This is a genomic window from Clostridium sp. DMHC 10 (assembly GCF_001270375.1).
Classification (GTDB): domain Bacteria; phylum Bacillota; class Clostridia; order Clostridiales; family Clostridiaceae; genus Clostridium_S; species Clostridium_S guangxiense.
In genome coordinates, this window is the sequence record NZ_LGVB01000010.1 from 16,302 (window position 1) to 34,155 (window position 17,854).

Sequence of the window (17,854 nt, forward strand, 5' to 3'; positions counted from 1 at the left end):
GAATAAATATTTTGTGGAAATATGCCTTATAAAATGGTAAAATATAAATTACAGGTTGAAAGAGGTGGTTTTTGATGTCTGATTATAATTCAAGGTTGAAAAGTGAATCTATGGATTTTTTATGTGATGCAATACTAATTCTTCAAAATAGAGATGAATGTTACAGGTTTTTTGAAGATATTTTTACAATAAATGAAATAAAGACAATTGAACAAAGGCTTCAAGTTGCAAAAATGCTTAAAGACAAAAAAACTTATACGGACATTGCTGCAATTACAGGGGCAAGTACTGCAACTATAAGTAGAGTAAACAGATGCATTAATTATGGAGCTGATGGATATAATATAATTTTAGATAGACTTAATAAGGGGTGAATTATCAAATTAAATGTTTTGTAAAATTATCTCTTATAGTTTATAATAGTTTAAGTAAAAAATGTCAGTATAAGAAATAAAACTTATGCTGATTTTTTATTTTCAAATGATTAAAATTACTGATAAAATGTTATAATATTTAATAGTTTATATGATGAAATTATATGGAAACTTTAAATTAATATTACTATATTTTGATTAATTTAAGCGTTTAATGCAGTTTCTATATATTAAGCTGAGCTGTTAAGTCTTAAAAACTCAAGGAGTGAAATTTTATGGATTTAAAAAAATTGCTTAATAATGAACAATATGAAGCAGCTACTACGATAGATGGACCTCTTTTAATACTTGCAGGAGCAGGAAGTGGAAAAACTAGAGTACTTACATATAGGATAGCTTATATGCTTGATGAACTTGGTATTTATTCTTCACAAATTCTTGCTATAACTTTTACTAACAAGGCAGCAGCAGAAATGAAAGAGAGAGTAAAAGCTTTAATTGGAAGTGAAAAGGTAAGTAGTATGTGGATAGCAACATTTCATTCATGCTGCGTAAGAATTTTGAGAAGAGAAATAGATAAAATAGGGTACAGTAGAAATTTTACAATATATGATAGTGATGATCAAAAGGTGCTTATAAAACAGTGTATAAAGGAAATTGGTATAAATGAAAAAGATATAACAGATAAAGAAGTAATATCTAAAATAAGTTCAGCTAAAGATAAACTTGTAACTCCGCAGCAATATAAAAATGAAAATAGCAGCAATTATAAGCTTAATAAAATAGCTGATGTATACCTTTTGTATCAGAAAAAGCTAAAAGAGAATAATGCGCTTGATTTTGATGATCTTATTTTTAAAACTGTAGAACTATTTAAAAGGGAACCAGAAGTTCTTAAGTTCTATCAAAGAAAATTCAAGTATATAATGATAGATGAGTATCAAGATACGAATAAATGCCAGTATGAATTTGCAAGACTTCTTGCTTCTGAAAGTAAAAATATATGTGTGGTTGGCGATGATGACCAGTGCATATATGGATGGAGAGGAGCAGACATAAGGAATATACTGGATTTTGAAAGAGAGTATAAAAATGCAAAAGTTGTAAAGCTTGAAGAAAATTATAGGTCAAAAGGAAATATATTAAAGGCAGCAAATGAAATAATTAAAAATAATCCACATGAACATATGAAAAAGCTTAGGACAAGAAGTGATGATGGAGGAAAAATAAAGGTTTTAAGAGCAGATTCAGACGTTGCTGAGGCAGAGTTTGTAGCTAGTGAAATAATGAAAACTAAAGATGAGGAAAAAAGGAAATTTAAAGATTTTGCAATTTTTTGTATAGAACAAATGCTCAATCGCGTATATTTGAAGATGTATTCATAAAAAGAAATATACCTTATAGAATCATCGGTGGACTTAAATTTTATGATAGAAAAGAAATAAGAGATATAATGGCATATCTTAAGCTGATAAATAATCCTCTTGATAATGTAAGCCTTAAGAGAATAATAAATGTTCCAAAGAGAAGTATAGGAGCAACAACAGTATCAAAAATTGAGAACTTTGCCAATGAGATTGAAGAATGTTTATATAATGCTATTTTAGATGTGAACAATATTCCCGGATTGTCCCCGAGAACAGCCACTTCAATAAACAAATTTGTAAGCATATTAAATAGCTTCGTAAGGAGAAAAGATGAAATTTCAATATCAATTTTGATAAAGGAAATACTTGAACAAACTGGATATATGGATGAACTTAAAAAGTCAGATGATGTTCAAGACCGAGCTAGAATAGAAAATCTTCAAGAGCTGGTTAATGCGGCAGTGGATTTTGAAAATACATCAGATGATAAAACTCTTTCAGCATTCCTTGAAAAGACTTCTTTGGTAGCAGATGTAGACAATTATGATGAGGACGCCGATACAGTTGTTTTAATGACAGTTCATAGTGCAAAGGGACTTGAATTCCCTGTTGTATTTATGGTTGGAATGGAGAATGGAATATTTCCAGGAGGGGTTGCTTTTACTAATTCTTACGAAATGGAGGAATCAAGAAGACTTGCTTACGTTGGAGTTACGAGAGCGAAGGAAAAACTTTATATGACTTCTGCAAGAATAAGAAAAGTATTTGGAAGAACAGAGGCATTTACAGAATCAGACTTTTTAAATGAAATTGGTGATGATTTAAAAGAAACCTTTAACTTAAAGTCCGATTTTAGCAGAGGTGCAAGTCAAAGTTTTACTAAAAGCGCCAGCTGGAATTTAAATTCTGTTCCAAAAGAAGTTCCACCTAAAAATATTCAATTTGGCAGCTTGAGAAGTGAAAACAGATTAGAGAATATAAAGGATAATGAACCTGCAATTTTGCTTGAGAAAGATATATCAAAGGGAACTAAAGTAAAACATTCTAAGTTTGGAAAAGGTACTATAATAACTATAAATAAAATAGATGGTCATGTTAATTTGACAATTGCCTTTGAAAATATGGGGATTAAGAATTTAAGACTGGATATGGCACCACTTGAACTTTTATAAAATGAGGTGTAGTTATGGACGAAAAAGAAGATAAAATTGTGAAAATGGAAAAGCTTATAGAGGAGCTAAATAAATATTCCTACAGCTATTATGTACTTGATGACCCTGTGGTTTCGGATAAGGAATATGATGTAAAATATGATGAACTTAGAAAATTAGAGAAGGAAACAGGAATTGTGTATCCATATTCTCCAACAATGAGGGTTGGAGATGTGGTTCTTCCTCAATTTGAAAAGTATACACATAGAGCAAAACTTTTTAGCCTTGATAAAGCTCAAAGTCTTGAAGAACTTGTTGAATGGCATAATAGAAATGAAAAGGCTGTAAATGAGTACAATTCAAGCCATGAGGATAAACTTCCTCCACTTAAGTATGTGCTTACAAAAAAGTTTGATGGACTTACAATAAACTGTACATATGATGAAAACGGAATACTTATAAAGGCAGCAACTAGAGGTACTGGAGTTACAGGAGAGGATATAACAGCTCAGGCAAAGACAATAAAATCAATCCCACTAAGAATAAAAAATGATGCTTTAATAGAAGTACATGGTGAAGCAATAATGACTAAAGAGGCTTTTGAAGCTTACAATAGCAAGTCAGTGGTTCCACTTAAAAATCTTAGAAATGGTGCAGCAGGAGCTCTTAGGAATTTAAATGTTAAAGAAACTGCAAAAAGAAATTTATCGGCATTTTTTTATGATGTTGGATACAATGAAGGAACTCCATTTAAGACTTATATTGAAATGATGAATTTTATAAGAGAAAAGGGTTTTCCAGTTGATGAATATATAAAAGATTGTACAACCATTGATGAAATAAAAAGAGAGATAGAATATATAGGAAATATAAGAAAAACGTTGAATTATGATATTGATGGAGTTGTAATAGTAATTAATGATTTTAAGACAAGAGATTACCTTGGATATACAATAAAATTCCCCAAATGGGCAATCGCATATAAATTTGAAGCGGAGGAAGCTACAACAAGGCTTATAGATGTAGAGTGGAATGTTGGAAGAAGTGGGAGAGTTACTCCAACTGCTTTATTGGAGCCAGTTGACATTGCTGGAGTAGTTGTAAAAAGGGCTACATTAAATAATATGGATGACATAAAAAGAAAAGGAGTTAAAATAGGATCCAGAGTTTTTATACGAAGATCTAATGATGTTATACCGGAAATAATGGGCGTTTCGGATGATGAAAATGTTAAAAGCATAGAAATAGAACCGCCAATGACATGCCCTTCTTGTGGAAGTGAATTGGTAAGAGAAGGTGTTCACTTTTTCTGCGAAAATACGTTATCTTGCAAGCCTCAAATGGTAAAAAGCATAGTTCATTTTGGTAGTAGAGAGGCTATGAATATTGAAGGTTTTAGTGAAAAAACAGCTGAGCAATTATTTGAAAAGCTTGACATTAAGAGTATTTCTGATTTGTTTAGAATAAAAAAGGAAGATCTACTTAAACTAGATAAGTTCGCTGAAAAGAAGGCTGCAAATCTCATTGAGGCTATTGAAAAAAGTAAAAACTGTGATTTGCCATCTTTTATTTATTCTCTTGGAATACCTAATGTAGGCAAAAAAACTGCAAATGATCTTGTTAAAAAATTTAAAAATTTTGATAGTATACGAAATGCATCGTATGAAGACTTAATTTCAGTTCAAGATATAGGTGATATTGTTGCAAAAAGTATAGCAGAATTTTTTAAGCAGGACAAAATAATAAAAAGTATAAAAGAGCTTTTTGAATTAGGAGTATGCCCTACTTATGAGGAAAGCGAAATTGTGGATAATCCTTTTACAAATAAAACTGTAGTTGCAACTGGAACACTTAAAAATTATTCGAGAACTGATATAAAGAAAAAACTTGAGAAATTAGGAGCAAATGTTGCAGGAAGCGTTAGCAAAAAAACTGATTGCGTTATTGCAGGTGAAAATGCTGGCTCCAAATATGATAAGGCATTAAAATTAGGTGTAAGAATAATAAACGAAGACGAATTTGAACAAATAGTAAAAGATTTACAAAGATAAAGTCTAATGTGTTATTTACAAAGGTTGCAAAATAATATATTATATTTAGTAGGATTTTTGAGGGAGGAAGTATTATGTTAAAAAAGACAGTAGGTTTTTTAAGCTGGACTTTAGTAGTTATTACCACAGTGTGTCTTATATTTACTTTGCTTACTACATATCAACTTATTCCAATACAATACTTCAGTAACTACAAAATGTTTGATATATTTATGATTTTTACTATGATTGTTTGGGCAGTTAACTTTTTTGATAATAGTGACAAGTCTAGAAACCTTTTTTATTCTGGAGGATGTGCATTTATAGCGCTTGGTACTATGTTCTTCATGTATATGGGAGTATTTTAAAAAAATTGTGAAACAAGAGTGTTTTGCAACATTAAATAACGTTAATAAATCTAAGAGGAATATTCCTCTAAGATTTATTAACGTTATTTAAATGGTTTGAAAACACTCTTGTTTCATATAAAGTTGAGATTAAGGAATATTTTCCTCTGTACCTACGGAAAATGATACTGTAATTCAAGTTTAAGCTTATTTGTTACTTTCTTAAATGATGAAAGCAATAAATTAATCAAAAAAATTGAGATTATTTAATAATAATTGTATAATTTAATTTGGTATGATTTATAATGTTAAATATGTACTTAAAATTAAGCTGCATTTATTGAAAAATATACATTATAAAATACAAAGAAGGGAGGAGCTGCATAATTCTAAATTTATGCAGCGAGAAAATATGGCTGTTTCAAAAAAAGATGTTGAATATGTTGCTGAACTAGCAAGACTTAGTTTTACTGAAGAGGAAAAGGAAAGTTTAGCTCACGATTTAAATAGTGTGTTGGGGTATATTGACAAGCTTAATGAACTTGATACTGACAATGTTGATATAATAGTAAACCCTTATTACATAGAAAATAAATTTAGAGAAGATGTTGTTGAACCTTCTATGGATTTAAAAGATGTAATTAAAAATTCACCTAAGAATTTAGAGGAATACATAATTGTTCCTAAAATAATTGAGTAGCTATAAGGAGGTATTTTTATGGAATTGCATAAGCTTAAAGCGCATGAGCTTAAAGATATGATAGATAATAAGGAAGTTAAAGTTGAGGAAGTGACAAATGCTTTTTTAAATAGAATTGATAAGGCTGATGAAAAACTAGGGGCTTTTTTGTATGTAGCTAAGGAAGAAGCACTTAAAGACGCAAAACTAATGGATCAAAAAATTGAAAAAGGGGAAAAGCTTCAAGGATTATCAGGTATTCCTGTTGCTGTAAAGGATAATATAAGTGTAAAAAATATGCAAAATACATGTGCATCAAAAATACTTGAAAAATATATATCACCTTATGATGCTACTGTAGTTGAAAGACTTAAACAAAATAATGGAATTATAATTGGAAAATCAAACATGGATGAATTTGCTATGGGATCTTCTAATGAAAACAGTGCTTATAAGGTTGCCAAAAATCCATGGGATACAACTAAAGTTCCAGGAGGTTCCTCTGGCGGAGCTGCAGTTGCAGTTGCAAGCTGTGAAGCTCCAGTAGCATTGGGAACTGAAACAGGAGGATCTGTAAGAGAACCAGCATCTTTCTGCGGTGTAGTTGGACTTAAACCTACTTATGGAAGAATATCAAGATATGGAGTTGTTGCCTTTGGTTCGACTTTGGACCAGGTTGGAACTTTTGGAAGGGACGTAGAAGACTGCGCACTTATTACTCAAAATATAGCTGGTCTTGACAAAATGGATTTTACAACAGTTGATACTCCAGTTCAAGATTATAAGAAGAGTCTTGTAAATGATGTTAAAGGTAAAAAAATAGCTGTTCCAAAGGAGTTTTTTGGGGATGGCTTAGATGAGAGCGTAAAAAAATGCATACTTGAAGCTATAGAAGTATTTAAAGAAAATGGGGCAGAAGTAAAGGAATATTCACTTCCACTTTCAGAATACGCATTAGCTGCATATTACATAATATCTTCAGCAGAAGCTTCATCAAACCTTGCAAGATTTGATGGAATAAGATATGGACATAGAGATATGAATGCTGATGATATAACTGATCTTTATGTGAAATCTAGAAGTGAAGGTTTTGGAAGAGAAGTAAAAAGAAGAATTATGCTTGGTACATATGCTTTATCAGCAGGATATTATGATGCATATTATAAAAAAGCTCTAAAGGTAAGAAATCTTATAAAGCAAGATTTTGAAAAAGCATTTAAAGAATTTGATGTTATAATATCACCTACATCTCCAACAACTGCATTTAATTTAGGAGAGAAGACTAAAGATGTACTTTCTATGTACATGTCAGACATTTACACTGTACCTGTTAATATAAGTGGTATTCCAGCTATATCTGTACCATGCGGTATGGTTTCAGGTCTTCCAGTTGGACTACAGATAATGGGTAATTACTTTAGAGAAGATGTACTTTTCAATATGGCATACAGCTTTGAACAGTCTACATTATGGCATAAAAATTGCGCAGCAGATATAAAGTAGGGAAGGTGAAAGTATATGGAATATGAAATAGTTATTGGACTTGAAGTTCACGTAGAACTTAATACAAAAACAAAAATGTATTGTGGATGTACTGCTGATTTTGGAGGACAGCCTAATACTCATGTTTGTCCTGTTTGCATGGGGCTTCCAGGATCACTTCCACATATCAATAAAAAGGTTATTGAATATGCAATAAAGGCTGGTCTTGCTTTAAATTGTTCAATAACACATATGGGAAGGATGGATAGGAAAAATTATTTCTACCCAGATTGTCCTAAAAATTATCAAATAACTCAGGATGAACTTCCTATATGCAGAGATGGGTATATTGAAGTAGAACTTGAAGATGGAATTAAGAAAAGAATTGGTGTTGAGAGATTACATGTTGAGGAAGATGCAGCAAAGCTTTTACATACTAATGCAGGAACTTTAGTTGATTTTAATAGAGCAGGAGTTCCATTAGCAGAAATAGTATCAAGGCCAGATATTAGAAGCCCAGAGGAAGCTGTAGCATACCTTGAAATGTTAAAGAGTATACTTTCATGTATAGGAGTTTCTGACTGTAAAATGGAAGAAGGTTCTTTAAGATGTGATGCTAACATTTCTGTAATGGAAAAAGGCGCTAAAGAATTTGGTGTTAGAACTGAAATAAAGAATATGAACTCTTTTAAAGCACTTGAAAAGGCCCTTAATTATGAATATGAAAGACATGTAAAGGCTATAGAAAGTGGAGAAAAATTGTATGTTGAAACAAGAAGATGGGATGATGCTAAAGGCATAACTAGTGTTATGAGAAGTAAGGAACAAGCTAATGATTATAGATATTTCCCAGAAGGTGATCTTGTTACTTTAAATATAAGTGATGAATGGATAGAAAATATAAGAAAGACAATACCAGAGCTTCCATATGAAAAAAAAGAAAGATTTATAGAAGAATTTGAAATACCTAAATACGATGCTTCTGTACTAACGCTTACTATGTCTATGGCGGATTACTTTGAAAAAACTGCAAAGTTAAGTGGTGATGCTAAAGCTGCATCAAACTGGCTTATGGGGGATATTTCAAAGATAATGAAGGCTAATTATGTTTGGGTTGAAGATCTTAAATTTACTCCAGAGCAGCTTTCGGAACTTATAAAGCTTATAAATGCTGGCACTATATCCAATGCTATAGGTAAAAAAGTTATAGTTAAAATGTTCGAAACAGGAGAATCTCCAAAGAAAATTATAGAAGATGAAGGTCTTGTTCAGAACAGCAATGAAGATGAAATACTCTCAGTTATAAAAGATGTATTAAGCAAGAATCAAAAGTCTATAGAAGACTATAAAAATGGAAGAACTAGAGTTGTTGGCTTCCTTATAGGTCTTGTAATGAAAGAGACTAAGGGAAAGGCTAATCCTAAAATGGTCAATAAACTTATGTGTGATGAAATAGCGAAACTATAAAAAATGATTGCGTTTTAAAATAGAGTCTAAAAAATATGGTTCCCCCAAGGAACCATATTAAGCATTTAAATTATTTTCATCTTTTGCAAATATTTTAGAAACATTACTATTTTTAACTGGCTCTGTGGAATCATAAGTATTATCACCATTTATGATTTCACTGGGTCATTATTTTTTTTGAATTATAGGATATGCTTTGGATTAATTTCTCCATTAAATAATTTTTGTATCTAAATTGACCGAGTAGTTGGTTTAGTAGTATAAAACTCCATATGCCTATAAAACAAAAAAAATAAGCATAGTTATAAGGCCAACTATTTCCAGGCAAATAATCATTAGTTATTACCTCCGTTTTAGTTTGAACTTTATAATTTAAAATTCACTTAATTTTATTATACCATAAATTGCAGTACAATATTATACTTTAAAAATAAATAATGCAAGAATGTTTATTTTACAATATATATGTAAATAATAAACAAATAAGGATAGTATACTAAATTTTTAGAAAGAATTTTGTGATATGAATAAAATATATAAAATTACTGCCAGTGTAATGATTACATGCTTGATATTCACTGGGTGTGTTGAGAAGAAAACTGAATATCTACAAACATCAACTAGAAATAAACCTGTTGCTTATGGTATTGGCGTAGTTCCACAAAGCTTACTGCATCAAAAAACAGAGATACTAAGTCAAATGAAATTCTTAGAACTCTTTTCTCAGGACTTGTATATGAAGATGATAGCTCAATGGAAATTGAGCCAGGGCTTGCTGAAAAGTGGGAAGTATCTAAAGACAAAATGCAGTATACTTTTCATATAAGAAACAATGCTATGTGGAGTGATGGTGAAAAAATAACTGCACAGGATTTTTATGATTTTTTTAGGGAAATACTATCACCACAAACGGATAATATTTACGCATATGATCTTAGATATATATATGGCGAAGAAGCATATAATTCAGGTAAAGTTTCTTTTGATCAGGTGGCCATTAATGTGATTGACAATAGTACTTTAAGAATAAGACTCAATAGTCCATGTGATTACTTTTTGAGAATTTTATCTGAACCTCAATTTTTTCTTAGAGAAATCAATAAAAGCACCAGTAATTGGAAAAAAGATTACTTAAAAATAAAATATACTGGTCCTTTTAAAATTTCATATATTTCTCAGGGAACAATAACGATTAAAAAAAATAATTATTATTTTATGAAAGATAAAGTTAAGAGTAATGAACTAAAGCTTAAATTTTATAATGATGAAGAAAATGTAAGTGCGTATTCTGTCACAGATTTTGATTCAAATAATATAGATATATTTTCAAATCCGCCACTTACGGAAATAAATAGATTAAAAAAGAGTAATCATATTAAAAGTTTTAGTACATTAAATATATATGCACTTTATTTTAATATGAAAAAAATAGCTGATTCTAATTTTAGAAATGCAATAAGTTTATTAACTAGTAGAACTGAAATAGCAAAAGATATGCCAAAAGAAAGTATTTCTCCAATTTATAATTTCATTCCATCAAGTTTAAAAGAAAATTATATAATGACAAATACATTTGAGGAGTCAGCTCCATCAGAAGGTGTTGAAATTCTTAAAAAAAAGTAAATACGAAAATGATGATAAGTTTGTAATTGCATACGAGGAAAATGACTTTAATAGGAAACTTTGTGAAAGCTATATTAATTCTATAAATAAAAATATTAGAAGCGTAGATAAAAGCGAAAAAATAAATTTTGAGTTAAAAGGATATAATAAAAATAATTTATATGAAGTTTTAAAAAATGGAGATTATGACATGTTTTTTGGAGAATACAATATTTCTTTTAGCAATCCCATGAGCTTTTTAGAAATGTTTTCTTCAAAATCACCATTCAATTTAAATAAATACTCCAGTACTACTTATGACGATCTTATGTATGGGCTAATTAATTCAAATAATTTAGCTAAAAATAACGAATATTGCTATAAGATGATTAAGCAATTAACTGTAGATTTGCCTGTTATACCTATATGTATAAAAAATAATGTGATATGCATGAGTCCACTTGTGACTGAGCTTAGGGAAAATCCATATGGTGATATAATTATTTCATCAATAAAATAAGATTAGGGGCTGTTGCACTAAATATTTCGAACTAAAATAAGTGAAGGGTTTGACGAGGCTTTACACGTTAAAGCCCTTCACCACTAGCTTTTGGTCTTCTTTTGAGGCAAAAAATTAGTTTATTGCTTCACAATATTTTTTGAAATTTAAAAATCAAAAAAATGTTTGAAGCAATATATGATTATAAAAAATATGAACATATTGTTATCGCTATAAAAGGATTGTTTCGTATCACTAAAGGTTCTTTTCTTTTTATTAAAGTTGATTTTTTTAAAGAATATAGGTGCAATTTGGGATAATTCTGGTGTTGGCATAGATGACATTTTAAAATTATTTTCATCAATTAAATCTTCTGCTTTTAAAGAGAAATTTTTATAGCGTTCAGGATTATCCAAGCTAGGTACAGCAGGCCAAGAAGCTATAATTCCAGATTCAATTAGCTGATGCTTGAATACATCTTCAATTATAGAATCGTATTCTTTAGGATCATCACATAAGTCACATATAAGTATGGAATTTATGAGATATAGGATTATTTCTGTTGAATAAAAAGTGCATTCTTTTTTTTCACCTTGTTTAAAGAACATTCCATCTTCAGGAATGAATAAATCTTGTAATAGTGAATACATCTTTAAAGCTGTGTCTTTAAATTTTGTGAGTTTTGAACTTTTGTATAGAAGTATTGAATTCAAACATAAAAGGCATGAGTTTGTTATATTTCCAGAATAATTTATAATATGATTTTCACAAGTGAACTCAAAAAGATCTATTAAAAGTTCATAGGCTTTAATATTTTTGCTATAATCAAAAAATATGTTCAAAGCTAAAATTAGCTTGTTCAATTCTCTGGAAGATAAATTGTATAGATCGTCTTTAAAATGCAAAAGCATCTTTAAGATATCAAAAGAAAAATTTTTATATTCTGAAGAATTTTTTCCTGTGTACAAAGTTGAAAATTTATAATGTGCACACATTAGCAAGGCCTGGTCTGAAAATTTAAAGTCTTTACCTTTTGCTTCGAGTTTTATTTCAGAAGTAAGTCCATTTGAAATATCCTTTTTATCTATAAAAACACCTTCTGAATTTCTCAAGTATGAAGTGTAAAAATCAATTTGTTTCTTTGCAGTGCCTATATATATTGGGTTTAAGTAAAATTTTTTAGGATATGTTGATTTGAATTTTAAAAAATAGTTGGATAGTTCCATTAAGCATAATGTCATATATGCATTAGAAGATATAATTATATTTTTTCTGTAACTGCTGTCATCCCAACTAAGTTTTTTATCAAGTGTATATAAATTGCAACTAGATTTCTTATAGATACAAATTAGTGGTGAAAATGATTTAAATGTGCTAATATCATTTAGAGAAATGTCTTTTGTTTTTATATCTTTTAATGGGAATGTTATTCCACATTTTGAATTAAAAACTATATCTTTTATGGCTTCTTTTGAAAGATGAAATAATTGATTTTTTATATTATCTTTGTTTGTTGAATTTGATCTGAAAAAAGGGCCTATATACATCAAAACATACACCGCCTTGATAAAAATAATACTACTTTATATAATATGATTTAAGTCATATATTTGTGATTAAAAGTTAAAATAAATTTAATGTACACACTTTTCAAAGGAGAATTAACATGGAAATAGGAAAACTTAATTGGGATGATTTAAAATTAATTATAGACAATAATAGAGGAAGTATACGTGATGACGTTATTGTTAGTGGAGGTATTGGAGAAGATTGCAGTGTAATAAGGTATGGAGATTACGATTGTGTGGTTTCTACAGATCCTATAACAGCAGCACAAAAAGGGATAGGAAAACTAGCTGTAAATATAAATTGTAACGATATAGCTTCTGCAGGTGTGAAGACAGTTGGAATACTGGTTACTATAATGGCACCTAAGTCATCTAAAATAGAGGAAATAAAAAATATAATGTCTGATATAAGTGATGAATGTAAGAAATTTAATATTCAAATTCTTGGTGGTCATACTGAGATTACAGAGGCAGTAAATAGAATAATAGTTTCGTGTACAGCGATAGGAAAAGGAGAAAAAGGTAAAACGGTATTTACATCAGGAGCTGAAGTTGGAGATGACATAATAGTAACAAAAACTTTGGGCATGGAAGGAACCTATATTGCAATAAATGAAAAATTGGACAAATTAAAAAATATTCTTTCAAATGAAGAATTAGATGAAGGCAAATCCTATGGCGAAAACTTAAGTGTCATAAAGGAAGGGGAAGTTGCAGGAAAATTTGGAGTTAATAGTATGCATGACATAACTGAAGGTGGGCTTTTAGGAGCATTGTGGGAAGTGGCAAATGCATCAAAAGTTGGTTTCAAAGTGTATAATAATAAACTTCCTATAAGTCATGTTACAGGAAAAGTGGCAAAAGTTTTTGGTATAGATATTTTGAGGTTTATTTCATCTGGAAGTATGCTTATATGCTGTAAAAATGGAGAAGAACTTTTGAAAAAATTGCAGGGCAATAATGTTCCTGCATTCATAATAGGAAACATAACCAGTGAAAAAGGCATGCTTGTAGATAATGAAATTGAAAATGAGGTTACGCCTCCAGAATGTGATGAATTGTTTAAAATTTACAATTAAGGGAGTGCTAAAGATAAACTCTCATGAATTTCAATAGTTGAAGTGGTTTATCTTTAGTGAAACTACTGCGAAATATAAACTATTTATGTACTCAAATACCAATTTAAAAAGAATTGTAGTGCACCTATAGTTTGTGAACTAGTTTCACTATGTAAATTAAAAGTTGAATTATATATTAGAGGTGAAAAATTGAAGAATTTAATAATTGCAAGTAATAATAAAGATAAAATACGCGAGATAAAGGAGATTCTCAAGAAGTACAAGTTAAATATAATGTCTCAAAGTGAAGCAGGGGTTAATATAGAAGTGGAGGAAGATGGCACCAGCTTTATGGAAAATGCATATAAAAAGGCTCATGAGATATATGAATTAAAAAAAGATTCTATAGTTATAGCAGATGATTCTGGACTTATGGTAGATATTCTTGATGGAGCACCAGGTATTTATTCTGCTAGATTTGCAGGAGAACATGGAAATTCAGAAAAAAATAATGAAAAGCTTCTAAAGCTTTTAGAGGGCGTACCATTTGAAAAGAGAAAAGCAAAGTTTGTTTGCGCAATTATACTGATTGTAAATGATAATCATGATATAAGAGCGCAGGGAGAGGTTGAAGGCTATATTACAGAAGAAGCAAGGGGTAAGGATGGTTTTGGATATGATCCTTTGTTTTATATACCACAATATAATAAAACTTTTGCTGAAATTACGGCAGACGAAAAAAATAATATAAGTCATAGAGCAATAGCTCTTAAAAAACTATCGGAAGAAATAAGCAAATTGCCTTGGGAGTGATTAGAATGCATATAGCTATTATGAGTGATACACATAGAAATAAAAACATGATAGATAAAGCGTGCCAGCATATAAAAGATGCTGATATGGTTATACATCTAGGTGATAATGTAGAAGATGTAAATGAAATAAAGACTAAATATCATGGAGAAATAATAAGTGTTACGGGAAATTGTGATTTTATGACCACAATTCCACTTGAAAGGATTGAAATAATAGAAGGTAAGACGTTCTTTATTACGCATGGACATGAATATGGTATCAAATATGATCTTAATAGATTAAAGTATAGAGCAATGGAAGTAAATGCAGATATAGCTCTTTTTGGCCACACTCATATGCCATTTATAGCTGATGAACTTGGCATATTATTTATAAATCCGGGAAGTGTATCCTTATCTAGAAAAGGACCTAATAGTCTAGCATTTATAGACATAAATGATAGCAAAATTAGTGCAAGTATAAAAAATATATAAAAAAAATTAAAAAAAAGGGTTGACGAATTTCGCTGTATAGTGTAGAATAATCTCTGTCGTCAAGACACAGAACAAGAACACAAAACAAGACGACATAGTAAGTTCATCGGGGTGTGGCGCAGATGGGAGCGCGCGTGGTTTGGGACCATGAGGTCGCAGGTTCAATCCCTGTCACCCCGACCACTACAACGAAATATGCGGGTGTAGCTCAATGGTAGAGCCCTAGCCTTCCAAGCTAGTCACGAGGGTTCGATTCCCTCTACCCGCTCCAAGTATGCGTTTTTAGCTCAGCTGGATAGAGCAACGGCCTTCTAAGCCGTGGGCCGGGGGTTCGAATCCCTTAAAACGCACCATATCATAGATTATTTCTCTAAAAGATTTGATAATTTTAAATACATGAAACAAGGATATGTTTATATTATTGATTCAAAAATAACATAGTATATCACCAGAAAAGTATTACATAAATAAAAAAATGAAATAAGTGAGATAAAAAAAATAATTTTATCTAAGCAATTTTTTTTAAAACAAAATTCTTATTTTGCTCAATATAACTTTAACAATGAAACCTATATAGCAAATATAAAAAGTATACCGGAACTTAAATTGGGAATAATACTTACTGATAATAAGGATGAAATAAAGAATATTCCCCAAAAACTTGAAATTATAATTTTAATTATTACTTTTATAGGAATTTTACTTGTAATACCAATAATTAATTTTATTATAGCTAGACTCTTTAGACCTATGAATGCACTTATACAAAATACTAATAAAATTGCTGATGGAAATTTTAATGTAACAAATGACATAGTAAAATTTGATGAAATTGGAAGGCTTACAGGTTCCTTTAATAAAATGACCTCTAATATAAAGCAGCTTGTTGGAAATATAAAATATGTTTCTGATCAAATAGTAGATATTAATAGTGATGTAAAGAGCTCACAGCAATTAGTAGTAAGTGAGATGCAAACAATAGATAAGGATATTAAGAATGTTTCAGAAAACACAAACAGTATATCAGAAAATTTGGATAAAGGGTTTGAAGCATTTAATAATATAAAACTTAAAATTGAAGGTATAAAACTTTTATCAGATGGAATGATTAATACTACTCAAAATATATATGAAGTTAATAGTGATGGAATTAAAAAGGTTAAAGAACTTACAGAGATGAGCGCCATTTCAAAAAAGAGTATGGGAGACGTCCAAAGTTCTTTTGAAGAATTAATAAAAAGCATAGATGATATAAAATACATTATTAATGTTGTAAATCAAATTTCAGAAAAAACTCATATTCTTGGTATAAATGCGTCTATTGAATCAGCTAGATTAGGGAACTCTGGAAATAGCTTTAATATAATTGCTAGCGAAATAAGAGAATTATCAAGTGGAATAGACGTTCAAATGGAAAGTGTAGAAATAATAATAAACAAAATTAAAAATAAGGTTAAAAAAGTAGGAGAACAAATAAAATCTGTTAATGATTTATGTGACAAAGAAATAAATATAACTCAAAATACTGCTGATAACTATAAAAGTATATTTAGTCTTAATGGCAAAGTTACAAACAGCATAAAGTCTGTAAATGCAAATCTTGAGATGGTAAACAATGAAAATCAAATTATTGGAGATAAATTTGATAAAATAAATCATTCATATGGGCAATTTATGCTTCTCGTAGATGAAATTAAAAGTGTAATAAATAATCAATATTCTTTAATTAGCAAAGTTGACAGCTCACTTAGTAGTATGAATGATGTTATAGTTAAGCTAAATGTGGGAATGAATAAATTTAAATTTTAAGCAATGTTAAATTTAATTAACATTGGTATAATACTCGATTAACATTGACAAGGTATCATATTACTTGTAGTTAGGAGATAAAAATTTATCTAAGATTTGAAGGGAGATTTAAATATGAAAAATAAGAAGATAAAAGTAGTAGTTGCTGCTCTTGCAATTACAGTTATGGCAGGTATATTTGCAGGATGTGGAAGCACAACATCTGAAAAGAAAAATGTTACTTCAAATAATAAAACTAAAACAGAAGAAAAAGTTTCTGGTTCAATAACCGCATCTGGTTCAACAGCACTTCAGCCACTTGCTGAACAGTCTACAGAAGGATTTAAAGAGAAATACTCTGATGCCAATGTAAGTGTTCAAGGTGGAGGAAGTGGAACTGGTTTAAATCAAGTTTTGCAAGGTTCAGTTGAAATAGGAAATTCAGATATATTTGCAGAAGATAAATTAAGTGCAGATGATGCTAAAAAATTAACTGATCACAAAGTATGTGTTATAGGTTTTTCTGTTGTTACAAGCAAAGATGTAGCTGTAAAAAATTTAACAAAAGCTCAAATACAAGATATATTTCAAGGAAACATAACAAACTGGAGTAAACTTGGAGGACCTAATCTTCCAATAAATATAATTAATAGACCAAAATCTTCTGGAACAAGAGCAACTTTCTTTAAAACGGTAATGGAAGGCAAAAATGAAAAGGAAGGCTTAGGAACTACACAGGATGCAAGCGGATCAGTTAGAACTGCTATGCAGAGTACTAAGGGAGCAATAAGTTATCTTGCATTATCATATTTAACAGAAGATGTGAAAAAAGATATTAATATGGTTCAAATTGATGGAGTAGATGCTACTAATGATAACATAGTTTCAGGAAAATATAAATTTGCATCATATGAGCATATGTATACAAAAGGCGAAGCGAAAGGCGTAGCTAAAGCATTTATAGATTATGTAATGGGTAGTGATAATAAAGAATTAGTTAAAAAACTTGGATATATACCTACATCTGAAATGAAAGTTGAACTCAAATAGTTTAAAAGCAGGCTGGCTTAGAGTTTACAAGCCAGCCTGCTAAAATCTATGTAGGTTGCATTGCATAGATTTTATTTTGTTTACATAAATAAATTAATTGATT

The 17,854-nt window shown here is 29.9% G+C and carries 14 protein-coding genes, 3 tRNA genes and 1 pseudogene; 17 read left to right on the top strand and 1 reads right to left on the bottom strand.

Translation table 11 applies throughout. The features are described 5' to 3' along the window. The first annotated feature begins 74 nt into the window (after nucleotides 1-74). The 9 genes and pseudogenes from AGR56_RS00920 to AGR56_RS00960 all read left to right on the top strand — a co-directional run bounded on the left by AGR56_RS00920 (nucleotide 75) and on the right by AGR56_RS00960 (nucleotide 11,019). Entirely contained in the window at nucleotides 75-374 is a 300-nt protein-coding gene (locus AGR56_RS00920; protein WP_053240776.1) for a YerC/YecD family TrpR-related protein, read from the top strand. A 275-nt stretch (nucleotides 375-649) separates the two neighbouring features. Next, nucleotides 650-2,913: pseudogene (gene pcrA, locus AGR56_RS00925) on the top strand (DNA helicase PcrA). 14 nt (nucleotides 2,914-2,927) lie between these two features. Next, nucleotides 2,928-4,943 (top strand): NAD-dependent DNA ligase LigA, encoded by a 2,016-nt coding sequence (gene ligA / locus AGR56_RS00930; protein ID WP_053240777.1) that lies wholly within the window; start codon nucleotides 2,928-2,930, stop codon nucleotides 4,941-4,943. A gap of 74 nt (nucleotides 4,944-5,017) precedes the next feature. Continuing rightward, a complete protein-coding gene (locus AGR56_RS00935; RefSeq protein ID WP_053240778.1) occupies nucleotides 5,018-5,290 on the top strand; it encodes a hypothetical protein in 273 nt (90 codons plus the stop codon). A 391-nt stretch (nucleotides 5,291-5,681) separates the two neighbouring features. Beyond that, nucleotides 5,682-5,969: an Asp-tRNA(Asn)/Glu-tRNA(Gln) amidotransferase subunit GatC gene (gene gatC, locus AGR56_RS00940; RefSeq protein WP_053240845.1), complete on the top strand. Its 288-nt coding sequence runs from the start codon at nucleotides 5,682-5,684 to the stop codon at nucleotides 5,967-5,969. Between the two features lie 18 nt (nucleotides 5,970-5,987). Beyond that, nucleotides 5,988-7,451 (top strand): Asp-tRNA(Asn)/Glu-tRNA(Gln) amidotransferase subunit GatA, encoded by a 1,464-nt coding sequence (gene gatA, locus AGR56_RS00945; RefSeq protein WP_053240779.1) that lies wholly within the window; start codon nucleotides 5,988-5,990, stop codon nucleotides 7,449-7,451. A gap of 15 nt (nucleotides 7,452-7,466) precedes the next feature. Next, entirely contained in the window at nucleotides 7,467-8,897 is a 1,431-nt protein-coding gene (gene gatB / locus AGR56_RS00950) for an Asp-tRNA(Asn)/Glu-tRNA(Gln) amidotransferase subunit GatB (protein ID WP_053240780.1), read from the top strand. A gap of 753 nt (nucleotides 8,898-9,650) precedes the next feature. Next, nucleotides 9,651-10,520, top strand: coding sequence for an ABC transporter substrate-binding protein (locus tag AGR56_RS00955; protein ID WP_053240781.1), 870 nt, complete (start codon nucleotides 9,651-9,653; stop codon nucleotides 10,518-10,520). Beyond that, nucleotides 10,498-11,019: a hypothetical protein gene (locus AGR56_RS00960; protein WP_053240782.1), complete on the top strand. Its 522-nt coding sequence runs from the start codon at nucleotides 10,498-10,500 to the stop codon at nucleotides 11,017-11,019. Before AGR56_RS00955 ends, AGR56_RS00960 begins: the two co-directional genes overlap by 23 nt. A 146-nt stretch (nucleotides 11,020-11,165) precedes the next feature. On the opposite strand, the gene AGR56_RS00965 is transcribed toward AGR56_RS00960, so the two are convergent. After that, complete coding sequence (locus tag AGR56_RS00965; RefSeq protein WP_242851236.1) at nucleotides 11,166-12,545, bottom strand: hypothetical protein; 1,380 nt, start codon at nucleotides 12,543-12,545, stop codon at nucleotides 11,166-11,168. A 119-nt stretch (nucleotides 12,546-12,664) separates the two neighbouring features. On the opposite strand from AGR56_RS00965, the gene AGR56_RS00970 reads away from it, so the two are divergent. The 8 genes from AGR56_RS00970 (at nucleotide 12,665) to AGR56_RS01005 (ending at nucleotide 17,751) form a co-directional block, all read left to right on the top strand. Continuing rightward, nucleotides 12,665-13,645 (top strand): AIR synthase family protein, encoded by a 981-nt coding sequence (locus AGR56_RS00970; protein ID WP_053240784.1) that lies wholly within the window; start codon nucleotides 12,665-12,667, stop codon nucleotides 13,643-13,645. Nucleotides 13,646-13,834: 189 nt separating this feature from the next. Next, nucleotides 13,835-14,437, top strand: coding sequence for an XTP/dITP diphosphatase (locus AGR56_RS00975; protein ID WP_053240785.1), 603 nt, complete (start codon nucleotides 13,835-13,837; stop codon nucleotides 14,435-14,437). A 5-nt stretch (nucleotides 14,438-14,442) separates the two neighbouring features. Then, nucleotides 14,443-14,913, top strand: a complete 471-nt coding sequence (locus AGR56_RS00980; protein ID WP_053240786.1) for a metallophosphoesterase — start codon at nucleotides 14,443-14,445, stop codon at nucleotides 14,911-14,913. Nucleotides 14,914-15,020: 107 nt separating this feature from the next. Then, a tRNA-Pro gene (locus AGR56_RS00985) sits at nucleotides 15,021-15,096 on the top strand. A gap of 14 nt (nucleotides 15,097-15,110) precedes the next feature. After that, nucleotides 15,111-15,184 (top strand) — tRNA-Gly (locus tag AGR56_RS00990). Between the two features lie 5 nt (nucleotides 15,185-15,189). After that, nucleotides 15,190-15,266, top strand: a tRNA-Arg gene (locus tag AGR56_RS00995). A 253-nt stretch (nucleotides 15,267-15,519) separates the two neighbouring features. Further along, the gene (locus tag AGR56_RS01000; RefSeq protein WP_053240787.1) at nucleotides 15,520-16,722 is read left to right on the top strand and encodes a methyl-accepting chemotaxis protein; all 1,203 of its coding nucleotides are present in this window, start codon (nucleotides 15,520-15,522) and stop codon (nucleotides 16,720-16,722) included. 114 nt (nucleotides 16,723-16,836) lie between these two features. Then, entirely contained in the window at nucleotides 16,837-17,751 is a 915-nt protein-coding gene (locus AGR56_RS01005; protein ID WP_053240788.1) for a phosphate ABC transporter substrate-binding protein, read from the top strand. Nucleotides 17,752-17,854 lie beyond the last annotated feature (103 nt).

Excerpts from the sequence above, each read along its gene's own strand:
- AGR56_RS00920 (WP_053240776.1), top strand. The coding sequence starts at position 75 with ATGTCTGATTATAATTCAAGGTTGAAAAGTGAATCTATGGATTTTTTA.
- ligA (WP_053240777.1), top strand. The coding sequence starts at position 2,928 with ATGGACGAAAAAGAAGATAAAATTGTGAAAATGGAAAAGCTTATAGAG.
- AGR56_RS00935 (WP_053240778.1), top strand. The coding sequence starts at position 5,018 with ATGTTAAAAAAGACAGTAGGTTTTTTAAGCTGGACTTTAGTAGTTATT.
- gatC (WP_053240845.1), top strand. The coding sequence starts at position 5,682 with ATGGCTGTTTCAAAAAAAGATGTTGAATATGTTGCTGAACTAGCAAGA.
- gatA (WP_053240779.1), top strand. The coding sequence starts at position 5,988 with ATGGAATTGCATAAGCTTAAAGCGCATGAGCTTAAAGATATGATAGAT.
- gatB (WP_053240780.1), top strand. The coding sequence starts at position 7,467 with ATGGAATATGAAATAGTTATTGGACTTGAAGTTCACGTAGAACTTAAT.
- AGR56_RS00955 (WP_053240781.1), top strand. The coding sequence starts at position 9,651 with ATGGAAATTGAGCCAGGGCTTGCTGAAAAGTGGGAAGTATCTAAAGAC.
- AGR56_RS00965 (WP_242851236.1), bottom strand. The coding sequence starts at position 12,545 with ATGTATATAGGCCCTTTTTTCAGATCAAATTCAACAAACAAAGATAAT.
- AGR56_RS00970 (WP_053240784.1), top strand. The coding sequence starts at position 12,665 with ATGGAAATAGGAAAACTTAATTGGGATGATTTAAAATTAATTATAGAC.
- AGR56_RS00980 (WP_053240786.1), top strand. The coding sequence starts at position 14,443 with ATGCATATAGCTATTATGAGTGATACACATAGAAATAAAAACATGATA.
- AGR56_RS01005 (WP_053240788.1), top strand. The coding sequence starts at position 16,837 with ATGAAAAATAAGAAGATAAAAGTAGTAGTTGCTGCTCTTGCAATTACA.